18 protein-coding genes are annotated in these 20,480 nt (G+C 69.4%); 14 read left to right on the top strand and 4 right to left on the bottom strand.

Features of this window, described 5'->3' with window-relative positions; genetic code table 11:
• The first annotated feature begins 1 nt into the window (after position 1).
• From ACVW00_RS18585 to ACVW00_RS18545, 9 genes are read left to right on the top strand one after another with little or no spacing between them, the layout of a single operon-like run.
• Positions 2-841 carry an MlaE family ABC transporter permease gene (locus ACVW00_RS18585; RefSeq protein ID WP_457112376.1) on the top strand — a complete coding sequence of 280 codons (840 nt, stop codon included), beginning with the start codon at positions 2-4 and terminating at the stop codon, positions 839-841.
• Positions 838-2,013: an MCE family protein gene (locus ACVW00_RS18580; RefSeq protein ID WP_457112375.1), complete on the top strand. Its 1,176-nt coding sequence runs from the start codon at positions 838-840 to the stop codon at positions 2,011-2,013. Before ACVW00_RS18585 ends, ACVW00_RS18580 begins: the two co-directional genes overlap by 4 nt.
• Complete coding sequence (locus ACVW00_RS18575; protein ID WP_457112374.1) at positions 2,010-3,044, top strand: MCE family protein; 1,035 nt, start codon at positions 2,010-2,012, stop codon at positions 3,042-3,044. The genes ACVW00_RS18580 and ACVW00_RS18575 overlap by 4 nt, the downstream gene beginning before the upstream one ends.
• The gene (locus ACVW00_RS18570; RefSeq protein WP_457112373.1) at positions 3,041-4,012 is read left to right on the top strand and encodes an MCE family protein; all 972 of its coding nucleotides are present in this window, start codon (positions 3,041-3,043) and stop codon (positions 4,010-4,012) included. Before ACVW00_RS18575 ends, ACVW00_RS18570 begins: the two co-directional genes overlap by 4 nt.
• Positions 4,009-5,202, top strand: a complete 1,194-nt coding sequence (locus ACVW00_RS18565) for an MCE family protein (protein WP_457112372.1) — start codon at positions 4,009-4,011, stop codon at positions 5,200-5,202. The genes ACVW00_RS18570 and ACVW00_RS18565 overlap by 4 nt, the downstream gene beginning before the upstream one ends.
• Complete coding sequence (locus tag ACVW00_RS18560; protein ID WP_457112371.1) at positions 5,199-6,386, top strand: MCE family protein; 1,188 nt, start codon at positions 5,199-5,201, stop codon at positions 6,384-6,386. The genes ACVW00_RS18565 and ACVW00_RS18560 overlap by 4 nt, the downstream gene beginning before the upstream one ends.
• Positions 6,386-7,699 carry an MCE family protein gene (locus tag ACVW00_RS18555; RefSeq protein WP_457112370.1) on the top strand — a complete coding sequence of 438 codons (1,314 nt, stop codon included), beginning with the start codon at positions 6,386-6,388 and terminating at the stop codon, positions 7,697-7,699. Before ACVW00_RS18560 ends, ACVW00_RS18555 begins: the two co-directional genes overlap by 1 nt.
• A complete protein-coding gene (locus ACVW00_RS18550; protein ID WP_457113158.1) occupies positions 7,696-8,202 on the top strand; it encodes a hypothetical protein in 507 nt (168 codons plus the stop codon). The genes ACVW00_RS18555 and ACVW00_RS18550 overlap by 4 nt, the downstream gene beginning before the upstream one ends.
• Entirely contained in the window at positions 8,199-8,684 is a 486-nt protein-coding gene (locus ACVW00_RS18545) for a hypothetical protein (RefSeq protein ID WP_457112369.1), read from the top strand. The genes ACVW00_RS18550 and ACVW00_RS18545 overlap by 4 nt, the downstream gene beginning before the upstream one ends.
• Before the next feature lie 36 nt (positions 8,685-8,720).
• Here ACVW00_RS18545 and ACVW00_RS18540 read toward each other — a convergent pair whose 3' ends face one another.
• The 4 genes from ACVW00_RS18540 to ACVW00_RS18525 all read right to left on the bottom strand — a co-directional run bounded on the left by ACVW00_RS18540 (position 8,721) and on the right by ACVW00_RS18525 (position 12,954).
• Complete coding sequence (locus tag ACVW00_RS18540) at positions 8,721-9,479, bottom strand: TlpA family protein disulfide reductase (RefSeq protein WP_457112368.1); 759 nt, start codon at positions 9,477-9,479, stop codon at positions 8,721-8,723.
• A 77-nt stretch (positions 9,480-9,556) separates the two neighbouring features.
• Entirely contained in the window at positions 9,557-10,909 is a 1,353-nt protein-coding gene (locus tag ACVW00_RS18535) for a hypothetical protein (protein WP_457112367.1), read from the bottom strand.
• Between the two features lie 39 nt (positions 10,910-10,948).
• Positions 10,949-11,548, bottom strand: a complete 600-nt coding sequence (locus ACVW00_RS18530) for an NADPH-dependent FMN reductase (RefSeq protein ID WP_457112366.1) — start codon at positions 11,546-11,548, stop codon at positions 10,949-10,951.
• Positions 11,549-11,700: 152 nt separating this feature from the next.
• Entirely contained in the window at positions 11,701-12,954 is a 1,254-nt protein-coding gene (locus ACVW00_RS18525; protein WP_457112365.1) for a PucR family transcriptional regulator, read from the bottom strand.
• A gap of 224 nt (positions 12,955-13,178) precedes the next feature.
• Here ACVW00_RS18525 and ACVW00_RS18520 point away from each other — a divergent pair, with 224 nt between their 5' ends.
• The 5 genes from ACVW00_RS18520 to ACVW00_RS18500 all read left to right on the top strand — a co-directional run bounded on the left by ACVW00_RS18520 (position 13,179) and on the right by ACVW00_RS18500 (position 20,415).
• Positions 13,179-15,521, top strand: coding sequence for an ATP-binding protein (locus tag ACVW00_RS18520; protein WP_457112364.1), 2,343 nt, complete (start codon positions 13,179-13,181; stop codon positions 15,519-15,521).
• Between the two features lie 272 nt (positions 15,522-15,793).
• Complete coding sequence (locus ACVW00_RS18515; protein ID WP_457112363.1) at positions 15,794-16,798, top strand: AraC family transcriptional regulator; 1,005 nt, start codon at positions 15,794-15,796, stop codon at positions 16,796-16,798.
• A 120-nt stretch (positions 16,799-16,918) separates the two neighbouring features.
• Complete coding sequence (locus tag ACVW00_RS18510; protein WP_457112362.1) at positions 16,919-17,824, top strand: alpha/beta hydrolase; 906 nt, start codon at positions 16,919-16,921, stop codon at positions 17,822-17,824.
• A gap of 56 nt (positions 17,825-17,880) precedes the next feature.
• A complete protein-coding gene (locus tag ACVW00_RS18505) occupies positions 17,881-19,878 on the top strand; it encodes an acetoacetate--CoA ligase (protein ID WP_457112361.1) in 1,998 nt (665 codons plus the stop codon).
• Between the two features lie 72 nt (positions 19,879-19,950).
• Positions 19,951-20,415, top strand: a complete 465-nt coding sequence (locus ACVW00_RS18500; RefSeq protein ID WP_457112360.1) for a tautomerase family protein — start codon at positions 19,951-19,953, stop codon at positions 20,413-20,415.
• The last annotated feature ends 65 nt before the right edge of the window (positions 20,416-20,480 follow it).

Below are 20,480 nucleotides of genomic sequence, written 5' to 3'. Positions count from 1 at the left end.
GATGGCCCTCGTCAGCCCGAGCAGCATCCGGGCGAAGCTGTTCGCGCCCGCGACGTTCGTCATGGGCCTGGGAGACCAGCTCGCCTTCTTCGGTCGCATCTATGCGCGTATCCCGCGCGCGATGACCCGCTACCGGCGCGAGGTGGTGCGCTTGATCGCAGAGGTCAGCCTGGGCACCGGCGCGCTCGCCCTCATCGGAGGGACGGTGCTCGTCGTCGCGTTCCTGACCCTGGCCTCGGGCATCGAGGTCGGCCTGCAGGCCTACACCAGCTTCGACCACATCGGCGTCGGCGTCGTGACCGGGTTCTTCGCAGCCGTCTTCAACACCCGTGAGATAGCGCCCCTGATCGCCGGTGTCGCGCTGACGGCGACGGTCGGCGCCGGTTTCACGGCGCAGATCGGCGCGATGCGGGTGAGCGAGGAGATCGACGCCCTCGAGGTCATGGCTGTGGAGCCGATGACGTTCCTGATCGCGACGCGCGTCGCGGCGGGACTGATCGCGGCGGTGCCCCTGTACGCCGTCGCGGTCTTCACCACCAACACGGCGACCTACTTCGTCACCACCTGGGGTTTCGGACAGTCCGGTGGCACCTACGGGCACTACTTCCAGACGTTCCTGCTGCCTGGTGACCTCCTGCTGGCGCTGTTCAAGGTCCTCCTGATGACCGTCTTGCTGATGTCGATCTGCTGCTACTGGGGCTTCCACGCCACGGGTGGGCCGGCCGGTGTCGGCCGCGCGGTCGGGAGCGCCGTGCGGAGCTCGCTGATCGCGATCATGGTGCTCGACCTGGCTTTCGCGATCGCGTTCTGGAGCGGCCCGTCGGTCAGGATCACAGGATGAGCCGGCCCATGAGCGGCGCGCGCAGGCTCGCGCTCGGACTCACCTATCTCTTCATCGTCCTCGCCGCCGGGACCTTTGCGATCGCGATGAACAAGGGGGTCTTCGAGCACAACACGCGGATCGAGGTCGTGGGCGACCGCGCGGGCCTGACCCTGGCGGCCGGCGCACGGGTCAAGTTTCGCGGCGTCGACGTGGGACGGGTCGCGTCGATCGACCCGTCCGGGAACGGCGCCCGCATCCACGTCGACCTGTTCGACCACGAGGTGCGCTTCGTGCCGTCCGACGTGAGCGCGGAGATCGTTCCGCCCACGGCGTTCGGCGCCAAGTACATCAACCTCGTCGCTTCCGAGGGGCGGGACGGACCACCGATCGCCGCCGGTGCCGAGGTGAAGGCCACCCAGGTCACCACGGAATTCAACGAGGCCTTCGAGAACCTGACGAAGGTGATGCAGGTCGCGCGGCCGGAAGAGCTGAACAACGCACTGACCGCGTCGGCGAGAGTCCTCGACGGGCGCGGCACCGAGCTGGGCACGTTGGCAACCGGGTTCGAGGAGTACCTCGGCGAGCTCGACTCCTCCTTGCCGGACTTGTCCCGCACCCTCCATGCGACCGGGCCGGTCGTCGATGTCTACGACCGGTCAGCCGATGACCTGGTCACCATGCTGGACAATCTCGGGTCCGCGAGCTCGACGCTGAGCGCCCGACCGGCCTCGTTCGGCGACCTGCTCACCAGCGCGTCGCAGTTCTCCACGCGGACGACCCGCTTCCTGGACACGAACCAACCGGGTATCGCCCGCGTGGTGACCTTGTTCGACCCGGTCACCGCGGCGCTGGCGCGGTACGCACCGGAGCTTCCCTGCACGTTGGCCGGCGCGGTCGACGTGAACGCGTTCGTCGAGCGTGCGATCGGCGGGACGGTGCCGGGGTTCTACACGTACTCGAAGTTCCGACCCGCCAAACCGCCGTACCGGCCGGGCACGAACCTGCCCGTGGTCCGCGAGGACCGCGGTCCGCGGTGCTACGGGCTACCGGTCCCTGGCCAGGCCGAGGCTGCCCAGCCGTTGCCCGCCTTCGACGTGGGCACTGGTCAGGCTCTTGGCGGCAAGCCCCCGGCTGCCGACCTCGCGGACACCTTCTTCGGCACACTGAGCGGCCTGGTGAGCGGGCCATGAGTCAACGGCGGCAGCTGGTCGTCGACGGCACCAAGCTCACCGCGTTCCTGATCGCCACCGCTCTCATGGTGGCGGTCCTGGTCGTCACGACCGGGAACATCCACTTCGGTCGGACCGTCGACTACCACGCGACGTTCCGCGACGTGTCAGGGTTGGCGCCGGGCGACGAGGTCCGCATCGCGAGCGTCGGCGTCGGGCGCGTCGAGTCGGTGAAGGTGGGCCGATCGGCCACGGTTCGCGTCACCTTCAGCGTGGACGACTCGATGAAGCTCACGTCGTCGACGACGGCAACGGTGCGCTACAAGAACCTGGTCGGTGACCGCTACCTCGAACTGACCCGAGGCGTCCAGGCCGGGCGAGCGATTCCACCCGGTGGATCTCTCGACAGCCACCGCACCACGGCAGCGCTCGACCTGGACATGCTGCTCGACGGCTTCAAGCCTCTCTTCGTCGGCCTGGCCCCGACGCAGATCAACGCGTTGTCCGGCGAGCTGGTCGAGGTCCTGCAGGGCCAGCAAGGGGCTGTCTACCGCCTCCTCTCGACGCTCTCGTCCTTCACCGGAACAGTCGCGACCAGGGAGCAGGTCATCGGACGTGTGGTGGACAACCTCAACACGGTGCTGGGCGCCCTGGACGCGCACGGAAGCAGCGTCGGGACGATCATCGACCAGCTGACACTGGTGGTCAGCAAGCTCTCGGCGCGGGCGCCCGAGATCCTCGATGCCACCGAGCAGATCAGCCAGATGACGGTGGACACCGCCGAGATGGTCCGTCGGGCCCGACAGGTCGTCGCGCCGGACGTCCAGAACCTCCGGGCGGTCGCGTCCTCGCTCGCGGCCAACTCGGGAACTCTTCAGAGCGTGATCTCGAAGTGGCCCGGGCACTACGCCATCATGCGGCGCGTCGGCGCCTACGGGAACTTCTTCAACTTCTTCCTGTGCGGCGTCCGGCTCCGCTTCAGCCCGGAAGGCGCGACGAATCCCGTGCTCACGCCCTGGCTGAGCAGCGACACGGCCAGGTGCCAGCCATGAGCCGGTTCAGGCTGGGGTTGACCGGGACGATCGCGGTCGTCGGCGTCATGCTCCTCGCGATGCAGGCCGGGAACCTCCCCTTCTTCGGCGGCGGACGGCAGCTGTCGGCGTACTTCACCGAGGCCGGCGGGCTGCGCAGCGGGTCGCCGGTGCTGGTCTCGGGCGCGAAGGTCGGCAAGGTCGACTCGATCTCCATCGAGGGCGACCACGTGCGCGTCGGGTTCACGGTCACGGACGATCAGGTCGAGCTCGGGAACACGACGAGGGCCGCCATCACCACGTTGACCCTGCTCGGCAAGGCAGGCCTGAAGCTCGAGCCCCAGGGACACGGCGACCTCGCCGGAGGTGCCGAGATCCCCGCGTCGCGGACGTCTTCGCCCTACGACATCACCGCCGCGCTCTCCGAGCTGACCACGCGGTCGTCGGCGATCGACGTGGCTCAGCTCAGCAAGGCGTTGTCGACGGTGTCCGGGACGCTCGATGCGACCCCGGTCGACCTGGATCGGGCCCTCGAGGGGGTCACTGCAGTGGCGCGCAGCGTCTCCGACAACGGCGCCACCCTCGACACGCTGTTGACGCGCACACGGGACCTGACGAGTGTGCTGCAGAGCCGCAACGGCCGCGTGGCGACGCTGCTGACGTCCGGAGCCCACCTGCTCGAGGAGCTGAACGCGAGGCAGCAGGCGGTCGTGGACCTCCTGGCGGGCGTCACCCTGCTCACGGGCCAGCTGACCCGGTTGATCGAGGAGAACCGGTCGCAGCTCAAGCCGACGCTCACCGAGCTCAACACCGTGACCGCCCTGCTCAACCGCAACCGGGCGAACCTGCAGAAGACGATCGAAGGGGTGCGCGACTACGTGGTCGAGATCGGGGACACGCTGTCGAGCGGTCCGTTCTGGGACTCCTACGTCCAGAACCTGACCTCGCCGGTCACCCTGGCGCCCGTGCTGTCGGGAATGCTGCGATGAGGCGGCGGATCTGGCGGCGGTGGAACGTCCTCGTCCCGCTGGCACTGCTGCTGGTGGCTTCGGTCATGGCTCTGCGTCCGTCCGGCACGCACATCGTGGCGTACTTCCCTTCGGCGACGGGCCTGTACAAGGGCGATCCGGTCAAGGTGATGGGTGTCGCCGTCGGCAAGGTCCGCTCGGTCGAGCCTGAAGGCGACCGGGTGCGGGTGGAGCTCGAGATCGGGTCCCAACCGGTCCCTGCGGCGGCTCGGGCCGCGATCGTCGCCCCGAGCCTCGTCAGCGAACGCTTCGTCCAGCTCGCTCCGGCCTACACGCGCGGGAACAAGATGAGGAACGGCGGCGTGATCCCGTTGAGTCGCACCGCCGTCCCGGTCTCCTTCGACGACGTGAAGCGAGAGCTCACCGACCTTGCGACCGCGCTGGGACCGGCGCCCGGCCGGGGGGCCGAGACCGGGTCCTTGAACCAGGCGATCCGCACGCTCGACGCCAACCTCAGCCCGGGAGCCGCCGCGCAGTTCAGGGACTCCATGACGGCACTCCGCGGTGCGACGGCGAGCCTCGCCTCGGGCGGGGACGACCTCTTCACGACCTTGCGCAACCTCAACGCTTTCGTCGAGAACCTGGGTGTCAACGACAAGGCCGCGCGCGACCTGACCGTCGGGCTCGCCAGGTACACCGGGGTGCTCGACGACAACAAGCAGCAGCTGCGCTCGGCCGTCGCCGGCCTCGACGAGGCCCTCAAGGTGATCCGCCAGTTCGTCGGGGACAACGCCGACGTCCTGGACACCGGCGTCCGCAACCTGGAAGGCGTCGCGCGGACGCTCGCGTCGAGATCCGATGCGCTCGCCACGGCCCTCCAGGTCGCGCCGAACGGGGTCACCAACCTGTACAACATGGTCCAGAACCAGGCCGTGACCGCACGCCTGGCGGACAACAACATCCGCGACCTCTCCCAGCTGTTGTGCGGTTCGATCCTCGGCATCGGCGGAACGGTCAAGGAGTGCAAGGCGGCGATCGCGCCCCTGCTCGAGACGCTGGGGCTCCGAACCCTACCGGGCGACCCGTCGACGCTCGGGAAACCGTCGTCGCCCTCCGCTCCGGCCGCTCCGCCGCCCCTGCTGAACATCCCGCATTCCGGGCTGCCCCTTCTCGACGGTCTCCTGGCGTCACTGACGGGTGGGGCCCAGTGAAGAGACTCGTGTTCCTGCTCCCGGTCGTGCTGCTGCTCAGCGGGTGCTTCAGCCTGAATCCGAACGACCACACCCACCCGGGTCAGGTGGCCCTCGGCTCGAACGGGTACACCGTGACCGCCGAGTTCGCCGACATGCAGAACGTCGTCCCGAACTCCACCGTGCAGCGGGACAACGTCGTCATCGGCACCGTCACGCGGATCCGGGTCGAGGACTGGACGGCGCGGGTGACGATGCGCTTGCTCAAGTCCGTGCAGCTGCCTGCCAACGCCGAGTTCCGGATCGGCCAGAAGACCCTGCTCGGCGCCCAGTACGTCGAGGTCGAGGAGCCGGACAAGCCCGCCGGAAAGCTCGTGGGCGGTGCCACGATCCCGGTGAGCGCCACGGGCACCTACCCCGAGACCGAGCAGGTGCTGGCCGGCGTCTCGCTGTTGCTCAACAACGGCGGGCTGTCCCAGATCAGCACGATCACCGGTGAGCTGGACAAGGCGCTGGCCGGGCGCGTGCCGGACACCCGGACGCTGATCGCACGACTGAACGAGCTCCTGACCACCCTGGACGACCACAAGGCGGACCTGCTGAGGGTTCTCGACGCCGCGGACTCGCTCGCGGCGAAGGTCGCGGGGCAGAGCGACCGGGTCGAGCGCGCCGTGAAGGCTCTCGGACCCGGGCTGACCGTGCTGGCGAGCCAGCGACAGCGCCTGGTCACGGCGATCGCCGACCTGGGCCGGCTCAGCACGTCGGCCGAGAAGGTCGTCACGACGAGTCAGGCGGGACTGCTCGCCAACCTGAGGCACCTCGACCCGGTGCTCAAGGCACTGGCCGACTCCGGGTCGGACGTCGCGAACTCGCTGAAGATCCTGCTCACCGTTCCCTTCCCGGTCAACACGACACCGAACGCGATCAGGGGAGACTTCATGAACCTCTTCATGACGTTCGACGTCTCCGTGCCGAGCCTGAAGGAGGCCTTCCTCCGCAACGGCCCCTCCACCCCCGCCTTCGGTACCGGCGACCCCTTGACCGCGCTGCTGCTCGGGGGGACCTCCGCGGCGCCGAGCACGGCGAGCCCGCCCCAGGTCGGCCCCGCCGCTGCGCCCGTGACGGACGGTCCCGCCGCGGCGCCCAGCCCGACGCCGAGCCCTGCCCCGTGCCCGCTGCTGAGCGCACTCCTGGGGCAGTGCTGATGTACACGCGAGGAGTACGGGCCCAGCTGGTGGCCTTCGGCGTGATCGCCGTGCTGTCGATCGGGTACCTGGTGCTCGGCTACGGCGACGGAGGACGGACCACCGGGCTGGCGACGTACACGATCAAGGCGGACTTCCGGGACACGAGCGGGCTCTACCCCCGTGCGCTCGTCACCTACCGCGGCGTCCAGGTGGGCCGGGTGCAGTCCCTGCACCTGACCCCGGACGGGGTCGACGTGACGATGGCCGTCGATTCCGGGGTCCGCGTCCCCGTCGGGGCGCGCGCCGAGATCCACAGCACCTCGGCCATCGGCGAGCAGTACGTCGATCTCGTGCCCGAAGGACGCGGCGGACCCCATCTTCGGGCAGGTGCGACGATTCCCCGATCGGCCACCCGGGAGATGCCCCAGATAGCCCCGGTCCTCGACCAGCTCAACGGCCTGCTGGAGTCGGTGCCGAAGGAGGAGACGGCCCAGCTGCTCGACCAGGTCGACACCGCTTTCGGCTCCTCGGCACTCGACGTCGAGCAGGTCCTCGACAGCTCGACGAAGTTGCTGGACACCGCGACCGAGCAGGTCCGGACGACCAAGCAGCTGCTCGCCTCGGTCCAGCCCGTCCTCGAGACGCAGACGGATCTGGGTGCGTCCACGCGGTCCTACATCGCCTCGCTCGCCGGCGTCTCCGGCGAGCTCAGGCGCAGCGACCCGCACCTGCGGTCGCTGTTGGCGAACGGAGCCCCTTCGCTCGAGGCGGTCGACGGGCTCCTCAACCGCCTGACACCGACCTTCTCGCTCCTGATGGCCAACCTGGTGAGCACGGGTGAGGTCACCAAGGCGTACCTGCCGAACATCAAGCAGACGTTCGTCATCTACCCGGCCGTGCTCGACCGCCTCCAGGGGACCAGCCTGCCGCACCGGGTCGCGGGAGTGGACAAGCTGGACATTGCGATGAACCTCGACGACCCGCCGTCGTGCACGCGGGGCTACCTGCGGCCGTCGCAGTGGCGCGACCCGTCCGACACGTCCGTGACCGACACCGCGCCCAACCTCCACTGCACCGCTCCACAGTCGTCTGCCGAGGCAGTTCGCGGAGCTCGCAACTCCCCGTGCCCGAACGACCCGTCCAGGCGCTCTGCCGACGCCGCGGGCTGTGGGCTCGTCTTTCCCGGCGAGCAGACGGCGCCGTACCGGGCTGTGCGACTCGGGCCGTCCGATGGCGGTACGGGTCCGGCACCTGAGGAAGGCTCGTTCTCCTACTCGGTGGTCACGGGCACCGCGACCTGGGCCGATCTGTTCACGGGGCCGCTCCGATGACGGGGGTGTGGGCGGGTGCGAAGCCCTGGCCGCGGACGGTGGCGGTGGCACTGTCGATCGCCGTGGTCGCCGGCCTGGCGTTCGGTGGGGTGCAGCTCCGGAGACTCGACGCCGACTCGAAGCACCGGCACGATCGCGCCCAGGTCCTCCGGGCAGTACGTACTGAGGTCGTTGCGCTCACCGACATCAGCGCGACGACGACGGACAAGCAGATCCACGCCTTCCTGGACGGGATGACCAGCCGCCTCAAGGACGAGTTCAAGCCTCAGGCCGACGCATTTCGCCAGGCCATGGTGCAGAGCAACGTGCAGTCGCGCGGCCGTGTCGTCGCCGTCGGACTGACCGAGGTCAGCGCTCGGCGAGTCACGGCGGTGGTCGCGGCCGCGGCGCGGGTGTCGAACGCTCGCACCACCAAGGCCCAGGACCGCAGCTACCGACTCCGCCTGAGCCTGACGAAGGTCGGTGGACGGTGGCTCGTCGACACGATCGAGTTCGTGCCGTGAGCCCGAAGCAGAGGCTCTCCGTCGGGATCGCCGCCGCCCTCGTGGTGGTCATCGCCGTCGCAGACGTGCTGCTCATGAACGCGGCACGGCACGACCGCCAGGAAGTGTCGGCGCAACGTGACGCGATGCGGCAGGGCCGTGCGCTGGTGCCGGTGCTTCTCTCCTACGACTACCGGACGTTGAGCAGCGACCTCGGCAAGGCGCGCAGGACGACCACGGGGAAGTTCCGGGGCGACTTCGACAAGCTGATCACCTCGGTGGTGCGGCCGACGGCGGCCGAACGGCACGTGACCACCGACGCCGTGGTGTCGGCCGCGGGTGTGATCTCCTCGACGTCACGGCGTGTGACCCTGCTGGTGTTCGTCACCCAGACGAGCACGTCGTCGCTCGAGAAGTCGCCCGTGGTGAGCGGCAGCAGGATCAAGGTCGAGATGGCCAGGACCGGCGCCGGCTGGAGGATCGCGGGGCTCGACCCGATCTGATCCAGTCGCGCCCGTCACCGACGGGCGATGACCGCGTCAGCGCACGGCCGTCAGCACCACTGCGACCAGGGCGGCCGTCAGCACGACCGCACTCGCACAGGCAGCGGCGGGCCAGTGGCGACGCGGGAGGAAGCTGAACGGCCGGGACAGTGCGATCAGCGCTGCCATCGGCGGTGCAGCCAACCAGAAGTCCCGCCGGGCGCCGCGGCCTGCGGAGTCGAGCGCCACGTCGGCGTACGCCACCATGCGCACGAGCGAGCGCGCGGTGTCCGCGACGGCGCGGGGTGAGGGCAGCTGGTCGGCCGCGAGGCTCCGGATCGCCTTCTCGAGAGCGTCCGGGCTGTTCGACCACTGCGCCCGGAACAGGATGATCCCGGACGGGTCGATCACGTACGCCGAGCTGGGACGCGTCCCGAACGCCCGGTGCACGGTGCCGTCGATGTCGTCGACGGCGACCTCGAAGCCGAACCCGTGGTGCTCCTTGAGGGCGACCGCGTGGCGCGCCTTCTCTTCCAGCGAGTCCGGTTGCGGGACGTTCCGGCCGGGATGCGCCTCGCGCACGTTCACCACCACGAAGCGGAACCGCTGTCCGTACCTGTGGTGCAGCCGGAGCAGCCCGGCGCCCGCGCTCTCGGTCACCGGGCACGTCGAGGAGCCGAAGACGAGGACCAACGGCCGGCCGTCGGCGGCGACGCTCTCGTTGGTGACCCGGCCACCGTCCGTGGTCGGCAGGTCGAGACGGGGGATCGCGTCTCCGGGTCCCAGGTCGTGTCGTGGGACCCTGAGATCGCGCATCAGGACCGCCAGGGTCGGCCGATCGATCCGGTAGCGCCTGCCGGCGTCGGAGCTCTGACCCGGCTTCGTGAACAAGCTCAGCCCGCGCTGGCCCAGGAGGTCCTGGCGTGGACGATGTGCGGGTAGAACGCCCCGGCGTGGGGCGAAGCCCGGATGAGCAGGTCGAAGGGAACCGCGAGCTTGTTCCGGGAGACGTTCCAGATCCGGCGGTCCCGCGTGATCTCGCGGACGGCGCGACGAGCCGCGCGGTCCGGATCGGTACCCCTGATCACGGCCTCGGCGGCAGCCACGGCCGCGGCGGCACCCGAGGTCATGCCGTCGGAGAACGTCGCCGAGACACCCTGGTGCGCGATGAGCTGGAGCTCCAGCGTGCCCGACGCCGACTTCGGGGCCTTCCAGGGCGAACCGGGAATCATGCCGGCGAACAGGGTCTCGTCAGCGTCATCGACCTCGAGGTTCAGCGCATCGGCGATGCCGTAGAGCTCCTCGCTGATCGTCTCGAGCTCCTGCTGCTTGTCGTACCCGGCGCGTTGGGAGACCTGCCCGACGATGATCCCGTAGAAGGTCGACTCGGGTGACAGCGGATCGCCGTACGGGTTGAACAGCCCGACGTCGATCTTGTTGCCCCGGCGAACCGGGCAGACCAGCGAGGCGTTGGTCCCGATGTGGCGAAGGCCGCCGGGCTTCATCTTGAACGGTGCCTGGACCGCCGAGGTGGCCCAGTCGACGGTGGGTGCCTGCTTGCGCAGCAGCCCTGCGTTGTGGCTTGCGTTGACGATCAACGGTCGCTTGCCGGGGGCGAGGGCGAACGCGTCGTCGAGTGACGTGATCGTGTCGGGCGACTCGATGACTCCGTCGCGTTCCATCAGCTCCCACATGGCACCTTGCATCCGGCTGTTGCGGGCTCCGTAGAACAGGGCACGCGGGTAGCCCCGCCGCCGGCCCTGGAAGGCGCCGATCTTGCCGAATTCGTAGGCTCCGCTCCGGCCCTTCGCCGCCATGCCCACCAGGTTTCGGGTGCCCACGCCGCGGCCGTCGACGATGTCGCCGTACAGCGCGTCGACGAACGCGTTCTGCGGAACACCGAGCGCGTAGCAGATGTAGTCGGTGCCGTGGCCGCGCAGGGTGGCGCCGTCCTTCATCTGGCGGGTCTCCGCCGTGCGGGACCCGGCCAGGACCACCTTGCCGTGGAACTGCTCGCTGCGCGCGAGCCGGGCCGCCATCACGCTGGCGGTGAAGCCGGCGCCCGCGATGACCACGGAGTCGTACTGCGGTCCTGACCCGTTCCCGGCGGCACGGCCGACGAGCTTGCTGATGTGCGCGAAACGTGCCGAGTCACGGTCGGTCGGGTGGTACATCTCGAGGTCGTGTCCGACCGGGTCGGCATCGGGTGCTTCCACGGTCCGCACGGGCTCGTTGAGGATGGTCACAGGTCGTACCTTTCTTGGGGGCAGGGCGGCAGCAGACGCTCAGCGTCGTGCGCCGACGAACTCGAGAACCTGGTGGCTGAGGGCGGTGAGCTGCTCGGAGCACCGGGCGTCGACCGGAAGCCCGTTGTCGTCGAACAGCGTCTGAGCGGAGTTGATGGTGACTCCCAGAGGGGTCGGCCAGCCGCGCAACGCATGCACCGTCGAGCGCAGGGACATCAGCGTCGTGGTGGTGGCTTGCCAGCCGTAGGCGCACACGATGCAGCCGACGGCCCTGCCGTCGAGGTACGGCCGGTGGTCGTCGCGCAGGTCCTCGATGTAGTCCAGCGCGTTCTTCACCAGCCCCGAGATGCCGCCGTGGTAGCCCGGCGAAGCGATGATCACGCCGTCGGCCTCGGCCAGAGCCGCGACGAGAGCGCTCGCGGCGGGCGTCCTGGTGGATCGGTCAGGCGTGTACATCGGCAGGTCGAGCGCCTCGGCTGCGAACAACCGGGTCCGTGCTCCCAGAGCGGCGGCGCCGGCCAGGGCATGGCGCAGTGCTCGCTCGCTCGTGGATCTCTCGCTGAGCGTGCCCCCGAGCCCCACGATCAGGGGACGCGGATCACGAGCGGTCTCGGGACGGTCTTCGACTACGACAGTCATCTCTGCCTCGACTCCAGTCTCAGGTGCGGACGCCGTGGCGGGGCCAACGGCTGCTGCGCTGAAAGTTAGGTGAGGCGTAGATCACGCAGTAAGGGTCCGTTCGCACATCGCGGTGTGCCGAGAGCACACCGGGCGAGCCACGGGCTCACGACTCACGCATCGAGGAGCGCCGGCCCGATCGCTTCGACGAGCGCAAGCGCGGCCAGGAGCTCGGCAGGCCGCTCGGTGAGGGGCTTTCCACGAAGCTCCTGCGCCTTCTTCACGCGTTGCAGCGCGGTGTTGCGGTGGATGCCCAGCCTGCTCGCGGCGGTGGCGTAGCTGAATCCGGAGGCGACGAATGCTGCCGCTGTGCGGCGCAGCACCTGGATGTCGTCTCCTGCACCGTTGAGCGCCCGAAGCTCCTGTCGGACGAGCTCGCGCGCCGAGCACAGGTCGGCACTGAGTGCGTCGACGAGGGCGACGTCGGTCCACTCGGTGAAGGTCGGCGGCAGCCGGTGGGACAGCTCGACCACCCGCTTCGTGCGCTCGGCGCCCCTGCGACTCTGCCGGAAGCCGCTCAGGCCAGGCATGATCGGGCCGAGTGCGACGTGGGATGCGGGTGCAGCGTCGCGGACCGCCTGGGTCAGCAGGCCGATGCGCTGCCGCTCGCAGCGCGACATGTCGAACCATCCCGACACGGTGACGTCGTCGGTGGGATACATCACCGGTCTGGGTGCGTTGAGCAGCGTCTGCATGACGCTCACCGCACGCTGCGCCGCGGCGTCGTCGCTGTCGCTCCAGCAGATGAACGCCAGCTGGGGGCCGGTCAGGCGGTGACCGAGCGACTTCTCGGCGTGCGCAACGTCGATCTTGTCCCCGGCGAGGAGCGCGCCCACGACGTCGCGCCGCTGCGACGCAGTCCGCTCGTGCACGCGTTGACACTGCTCGACGTAGATCGCACCGATCCGCGAGGACACGACGTCGACGAGCGCGAAGGAGAACCGCTCCGTCTCGCGCAGCGCGGCGGCGAGCTCGACCGGCGTCATCTCGAGCTCCACGAGCTCGTCGGTCAGGATGCGTGCGAGGCAGGCGTGACCGAGCCTGAAGGAGCGCAACAGGTCTCCGAGCGGGAGGCCGCGATCGGCGATCAGGCGCGCGTACTCCACGGCGACCACCGGTGGCTCTGCGCGGTTCGCCGGGATCTCGTGCTCCACCATCGCCAGCAACAGCTCGACCATCCCCAGACACGTTCCCCTGGCCAGGAGGGTGAGCGCCTCGTCGTCGCCCAGCGTGGGGAGAGCGTCGATGATGAAGTCGAACATCTCCTCGGCAATCGCCTGTTGCCGATCTGCAGCCAACCTCGCAGCGAGCACGCGCGGCGGAGGCAGCACGACAGTGGCGTTGACGTCGTGGACGCCGGCGATCATCTCAGCCGTGCCATTCCGACACCGTTGCCTTCCGTGCGCGGGCGACCTGCTCCGGCTTCACGTGGCGCATCGTGCGACGAAGAGGGTCATGATCGATCGGCGACCACCGCCCCGATGTGACCGTCGTCACCACGATAGAGAGCGCTCGCTTCACTGTCAACGGGCGGACCAGAGAGCAGTGGGCGTTCCGGACACCGATGCCGGGTCTCGGCTTACCCTGAGGCATGGTCGAAGCCGGGGCGGTCGCGCGTCTCGGCAGCAGCCTTCCTGCCGAGCTGACGGGCTTTGTCGGTCGACGTCAGGACCGCGTCGACGTACGCCGCCTGCTGTCGTCCGCGCGCCTGGTCACCTTGACCGGGTTCGGGGGAGTCGGGAAGACACGGCTGGCTCTCCGTGCCGCAGAGGAGCTCGGCCGGCTCTACGGCGACGGGGTGTGGTTCGTGCCCTTTGCCGACATCGCCGACCCCGCGCTCGTCGCGGAGACGACCGCGGCAGCCCTCGGCATCGAGGACCGGGCGGCGCGCATGGACGACGCACGCCTGGCCGAGCACCTGCGACATCGCGAGCTGCTCCTGGTCTTCGACAACTGCGAGCACCTGGTCGATGCGTGCGCAGGTCTCGCCGAGCTGCTGCTGCGCACCTGTCCGCGCGTCCACATCCTTGCGACCAGCCGTGAACCGCTCCGGGTGCACGGTGAGGCGGTGCGTCCGGTCCTGCCGCTCCCGGTGCCCTCCCGGCTCGAAGGTGCGAGCGCGGCGGTCGAGGCCTACGAGTCCGTCCAGCTCCTGGTCGAGCGAGCCGGCCAGGTGGCTCCGGGCTTCATCATCAACGACCAGAACCGGGCCGACATCGTCGAGATCTGTCGTCACCTGGACGGGATTCCGCTGGCGCTCGAGCTCGCCGCCGTTCGGCTCAGGGCGATGGTTCCCGCCGAGCTGCTCCACGAGCTTCGCCGGCACTGGCGCCTGCTGGACGTCGGCATCCGGGCTGCCCCTGACCGGCATCGGACGATGACGGCGTGCCTGGACTGGAGCCACAGCCTGTGCGATCCCGACGAGCAGGAACTCTGGGCACGGCTGTCCGTGTTCGTCGGCGGAGTCGAGGCCGACGCGATCCAGGACGTCGCGACCAAGTCGCCCGACGGGCTGCCAGCGGAGCGCGTCGTCCACCTCGTCCAGTCGATGGTGGACAAGTCGATCCTGGTCGCCGAACCGGGCCCGGACCGGATGCGGTACCGGATGCTCGAGGTCATCCGGCTCTTCGGGACGGCCCGTCTCGACGAGGCCGGTCGGCTGCTCGACCTCCGACGCAGCCACCGGGACTGGTACGCAGAGATGCTGACGCGGTACGACGGGCAGTGGATGAGCGCGCAGCAGGCAGAACACATGCGGCGCGTGCGGCGGGAGGACGCCAACGTCCGGGCGGCGCTGCGGTTCTGCTGGCGTCAGGACGGTGAAGCCGTCCGCGGCCTGGAGATGGCTGCGCGCCTCCGCAAGTACAGCATGGCCTACGGCTGGCTCACCGAGGATCGGCTGTGGCTGCAGCGACTGCTGACGAAGGTTCCCGAGCCGGGCGCTGCCCGCTTCGGCGGGTTGCACGCCGCGTGCTGGCTGGCCGTCCTCCAGGGTGACCGCGAAGCCGCCGCAGACCTGCTCGCGCAGTGCCGTGAGCTGGCCCGCGAGCTCGACGACTCCGCGAGGACCCGTGCCGAGCAGGTGGCGGGCTGGCACGAGCTCTTCCTCGGGGATCTCGCGGCTTCGGTTCCGCACCTGCAAGCGGCGGTCGAGGGCTTCCGCGCGCTGGGATGGCTGGACGAGGAGGCCGACACGCTGGTGCTCCTCGGGATGGCCCATGGCTTCGCCGGCGAGCTTGCCGAGGCAGAGGGCAACTACGCGGAATGCCTCCGGATCTGTGCGGACGGAGCCAACCCGTGGGCCCGGTCGTACGCGCTGCAGTGGGGTGGTCTGGTCGCGCACGAGCGGGGCGACCGCGAGCAGGGCCTTTCCTGGGAGACGGAGAGCCTCCGGCTCAAGCGCGAGATCCAGGAGCGACTCGGCGTCGCTCTGTGCCTGGAGGCACTGGCCTGGATCCACTGCGACACCGACGCAGCCAGGGCAGCGACCATGCTGGGTGCCGGCGCGGCGCTGCTGAAGAACCTCGGGACCACCCCGGGAGCACTGCCGGGTCTGCAGCGCTACCACGACGCCAGTGAGGCGAGGCTCAGGGAGGTTCTCGACGACGCGGCGTTCGTCGAGGCGTTCGAGCGCGGGGCGTCGATGCCGGTCGAGGTCGCGATCGCGTTCGCACTGGACGAGATGCCCGCGGCGGCGGCGTCCGGACCGACGGAGAGCGACGGGTACACGGCGGCGAAGCTGACCCGGCGCGAGAGCGAGATCGGCAGGCTGATCGCCGACGGGTTGAGCAACAAGGAGATCGCGGCGCGCCTGGTGATCTCCACGCGCACGGCGGAGAGCCACGTCGAGCACATCCTGGTCAAGCTCGGCTTCACCTCGCGGACACAGGTCGCGGCCTGGGTCGCGAAGCAGGCCGAAGCAGGAGCTCCGTAGGCGACTCGGTAGTTTCCCCGTCGTACCGCGGCGGGATCTGGCCGCACGCTCGAACGCATGACCGGCGGATCGCCGAGGACGGCACTCGTGTCGCGCAAGGACAAATCCTTGTCGTGCGAAGACAAGCACCGCGGGGCGCAGTCGACGCAGACTACAGATCGCCTGCGATGCCGACCCTCGAGCGCGTCGCCGGTTCGCGACTCTCACCGCGTCCGAGAGCTGCACCTCTCGGGCCACCTCACGATCCGCTGCAGCAGTGCCAGGAGCCGGCCATGACCCTCACCCAGTCCGCGTCCCCGCTCACCCCCACCGTCGATCGCGACGAGCGCGAGCACCTCTGGCGAACGGCGGTCCACGATCGTCTGGCCAGCATGGACATGCGACTCACGGGGCGTTCCGCGGGGCGCCCCTCAGGGGGCTCTTCGACGCGCTCCGCGGGCAACGCACGGCAGCTCTCGTCCTTCGCCCACCGTGACCTCGGCGACCTGCTGATCACGGACTGGCAGACCGCCGGCGTCGAGGGTGTTCGCCGGAGCGCGATGGCGCGACGCGATGCCGAGGCGTTGCTCCTGTTCATCGTCTTCAGCGGCCAGCAGATCGTCGAGACCGCGGACGAGACGGTCGTGCTGCGGCCCGGTGGCGTCCTGCTGATGAGCACCCGCACGACCGGGAAGTTCGTCGTGCCGGACTCGCTCACGAAGCGCACCGTCCGGATTCCGCTGACGGCTCTGTCGCCGCTCGACATGAGCGCCGGGATCCCGGACTGCCTGTACCTGAACACCGCCGAGAACCCGCTCGTGGGCCTCGCACATGACTTCCTCGCCGGGGTCAGCAGCCGGATCGACACCATGTCGCCGGCGGAGGTCGAAGCCTCTCGCAACGCGCTGCTCGTGCTCGTTGCCGGCATGATCCGCGCGACGCAGTCACGCGACGTCGGTGAGACCGACTTCCTTCCCACGCTCCGTCGACACCTGGAGACGTGGATCGTCGAGCACCTCACGTCAGGTGCCATCCGGGTCGGTGACCTGGCCGCCGCCCACAACGTGGCTCCCCGCACCGTCCACCGCGCGTTCGCGGCCACGGGCGACACCGTCGGGTCGGTCGTTCGGGCCCAGCGCATCGCGGCCGCGCGGTCGGACCTGGTGAACACGACCTCGTCGATCGCTGCGGTCGCGCATCGCTGGGGCTTCTGCGACGCGAGCCACCTGGGACGTGAGTTCAGGCGGGAGTTCTCGATGTCGCCCGGCGACTATCGAGAGGCGTACTCGATCGCCTGAGCGCCCACGGATCGACAAGGCGCTCAGGTACCGGCGCCGGGCGCGATCGTTCTATGAGGCGGGCGTCACACGATCCAGTGTTGGTGGTGTCAAAGACCACGACCGAAGGCGGCCACGACCATGACGCGCGAAGACATCGAGTTCCAGGGCGAAGGCGGCGTGACCCTTCGCGGTTGGTTCTACCAGGCTCAGAACACCAGCACCCCGGCACCCGCCGTCGTGATGACCCACGGGATGACGGCGGTCAAGGAGATGCACCTCGACGACTACGCCGAGGTCTTCGCCGAGGCGGGCCTCAACGTCGTGGTCTACGACCACCGCAACTTCGGCGCCAGCGACGGGACTCCACGCCAGGAGAACGACCCGGTCCTGCAGCACCGCGACATCCGCAACGCGATCAGCTACGCGATCACGCGCCCCGAGGTCGACGGATCGAAGATCGGCCTCTGGGGAACGAGCTTCGCCGGCGGGCACGCCCTCCTCGTCGCGGCCGTCGACCGACGGGTGAAGGCCGTGGTCGCGCAGGTGCCGTTCATCTCCGGTTCGCGTCAGCTGACCAGCGCCGTCCGTCCTGACTTCATGTCGCACCTGCGCGACCAGTTCCACGGAGACCGGCTGAACCGCTTCTCCGGCGGCGACCCGGCGCTGATCCCGGTCATCACGCCGGACCCGACCGAGCCGGCGATGATGTCGGCGACCGACGCCTACGAGTGGTTCTCCAAGACCTCGGCCGAGCGGGCGCCGAGCTGGAAGAACGAGGTGACGGCCCGCAGCCTCGAGTGGGCCTCGGAGTACGAGCCGGGCAGCTACATCAGCCGCATCTCGCCGACCCCGTTGCTGATGCTCGTCGCCGACGAGGACACCGTCGCACCGTTCCAGTTCGCGCTCGACGCCTACGAGGCCGCGCGGGAGCCCAAGCAGATCAGGGTGCTGCACGGCGGGCACTTCGACGCGTACGGCGGGCCCGGCTTCGACGAGTGCGCCTCGGCCGCTCGCGACCACTTCGTCAAGCACCTGCGCGGCTGACCCGAGACGGCCCGAGACCACCGAGACCAACCGACTCAAGGGACAAGAGACCACCGATGAACACAGTCGTCCACGAAGCGCCAGGCACGCCGGTCCAGGACCTCCGGGTGATGCGACCTGCCCTCGAGGGGGCGGCGCTCGCGGAGACCGGACTCGGCCGCTACGTGGCGTGGCTGGCCGAGCGCGGGAAGCACTTCGAGACCTATCTCGACCTGTGGGCCTGGTCGGTCGCCGACCTCGACGGGTTCTGGGCGTCCCTCTGGGAGTACTTCGGCGTTCCCGGATCGCCCGGTGAGGCGGTCCTGCCGGACAGGTCGATGCCGGGCGCAAGGTGGTTCCCGACGGCCACGATCAACTACGCCGAGTGCATGCTCGGGTCGATCGACGACCCGGACGCGGTGGCGATCCACGCGCGATCGCAGTCCCGCGACACGATCGAGCTGACCTTCGCCGAGCTGCGCGAGCAGGTGGGCCGGGCGCGCACGGCCCTCGCATCGCTGGGAGTCCGCAAGGGCGATCGCGTGGCGGGGTACCTTCCGAACGTTCCCGAGGCGCTGGTCGCAATGCTGGCGACCACGTCGCTCGGAGCCGTCTGGGCCTGCTGTCCTCCCGAGTTCGGTGCGCGCAGCGTGATCGACCGGTTGGCGCAGCTCGAGCCGAAGGTGCTCATCACCGTCTCCGGCTACATGTACGGCGCCAAGGACGTGGACCGGTCTTCCGAGGTGGCCGCGATCCGCAACGCGCTGCCGACCGCGCAGCACGTCATCGGCCTGACCTACGGCGGCCACGAGGTCGAGAACGCGATCGACTGGGTGGGGCTGCTGGCGGAGCAGGATGCCGACGTACCCCTCGAGTTCGAGCCGATGGGTTTCGACGATCCCCTCTGGACGCTCTTCTCCTCGGGCACCACCGGGCTGCCCAAGGCGGTCGTCCACAGTCACGGCGGGATCGCCCTGGAGCACCTCAAGCTGCACGCGCTCCAGCTCGACACGCGCCCGGGCGACCGGGTGATGCTGATGACCACGACCGGGTGGACGGTCTGGAACTGCATGGTCGGCGCGCTGATGGTCGGTGCCGGGGTGGTGCTCACCGACGGCAACCTGCTGTACCCGGACGTCGCCGAGCAGTGGCGGATCGCTGCCGAGGCCGGAGCGACGCTCTTCGGCACGAGCCCCGGTTACCTGATGGCCGGGCTCAAGGAGGGTCTGCAGCCCGCTGCCGACAACGACCTCTCTGCCCTCCGGACGGTCGCGGTGACCGGCGCGGTGCTGCCGCCCGAGGCCTACGACTGGCTCTACGACGTGCTCGACCCGGCCGTCTACGTCAACTCGCAGAGCGGTGGCACCGACATCTGCTCCAACTTCGTGGCCGGCAACCCGTGGCTGCCGGTGTACCGAGGCGCGATCTCGGGGCCGACGCTGGGCGCCGACGTGACAGCGTTCGACGAGGCCGGCGAGGAGGTCTTCGGCACGGTCGGCGAGCTCGTGGTCCGTGCCCCGATGCCGTCGATGCCGGTGCGGTTCTGGAACGACGACGACATGGAGCGGTACCGCGCGTCGTACTTCGACACGTATCCGGGCGTCTGGCGGCACGGCGACTGGGTCGCGGTGAGCACGTCGCGCACCTTCGACATCCAGGGCCGCTCCGATGCGACGCTCAACCGCGGCGGTGTCCGGCTGGGTACCGCCGAGTTCTACAACGTGATCGAGGGGCTTCCCGAGGTGCAGGACAGCCTGGTCGTCCACCTCGAGGACACCGGCGGCGCCGGACCGGGACAGCTGATGCTGTTCGTCCAGCTCGCCCCCGGGGTCGAGATGGACGAGGCCCGGGTCGCGTCGCTCAAGCGGGTGCTGCGCGACCAGCTCTCGCCTCGCCACGTCCCCGATCTGGTCGCCGCGGTGCCGGCAGTTCCGCGGACCCTCACGGGCAAGAAGCTCGAGACGCCGATCAAGAAGATCCTGACCGGCGGCGACCCGGACCAGGTGGTCTCACGCGGTGCCATCACGGGCTACGACGCCATCGAGTCGTTCGTGCGAGCCGCCGGCCGCACCTGAGGCCTCACGGGCGCGCTCGGACCGCACTCACCGCCAGCACACATCCGCTCCAACGATCAGGAGGAACCGCACATGCCGTACTGGGAGATCTTCACTCCGGAGAACGCCTTCAGTGACGAGGACAAGAAGCAGCTGTCCAATGCGCTCACCCAGGTGTACGTCGACTTCGTCAACCTGCCGCGCTTCTACGTGGTCATCCGCTTCCAGGAGATGGCCGAGAACACCATGTACGTCGGCGGCGAGGTCAAGAACAACTTCGTGCGCATCGTGGTCGACCACATCGCGCGGCAGATGAGCGACCCCGAGTACCGGAAGATGGCGATGCAGGTCTTCGAGGACACTCTCGCGCCCTTCGTCAAGGATCGCGGCTTCGACTGGGAGATCCACTTCGACGAGACTCCGATCGATCTCTGGCGGGTCCAGGGGCTCACCGCCCCGCCGGAGGACTCGGAGATGGAGAAGCTCTGGGCCACGGAGAACCGCCCGGTGCCCTACGACCACGACACCATGCTTCCGATCCCCGTCCCCGCCTCCTGACCGAGGTCCTGGGGCGTGAAAACGCTACGCGCCCCGGGACCTCTTCCACCTCCAGCAGATCCGGT

It is taken from the genome of Marmoricola sp. URHA0025 HA25 (assembly GCF_054059435.1).
The sequence above is the reverse complement of the archived record's forward strand: the minus strand, read 5'-3'. Positions and strand labels throughout refer to the sequence as shown.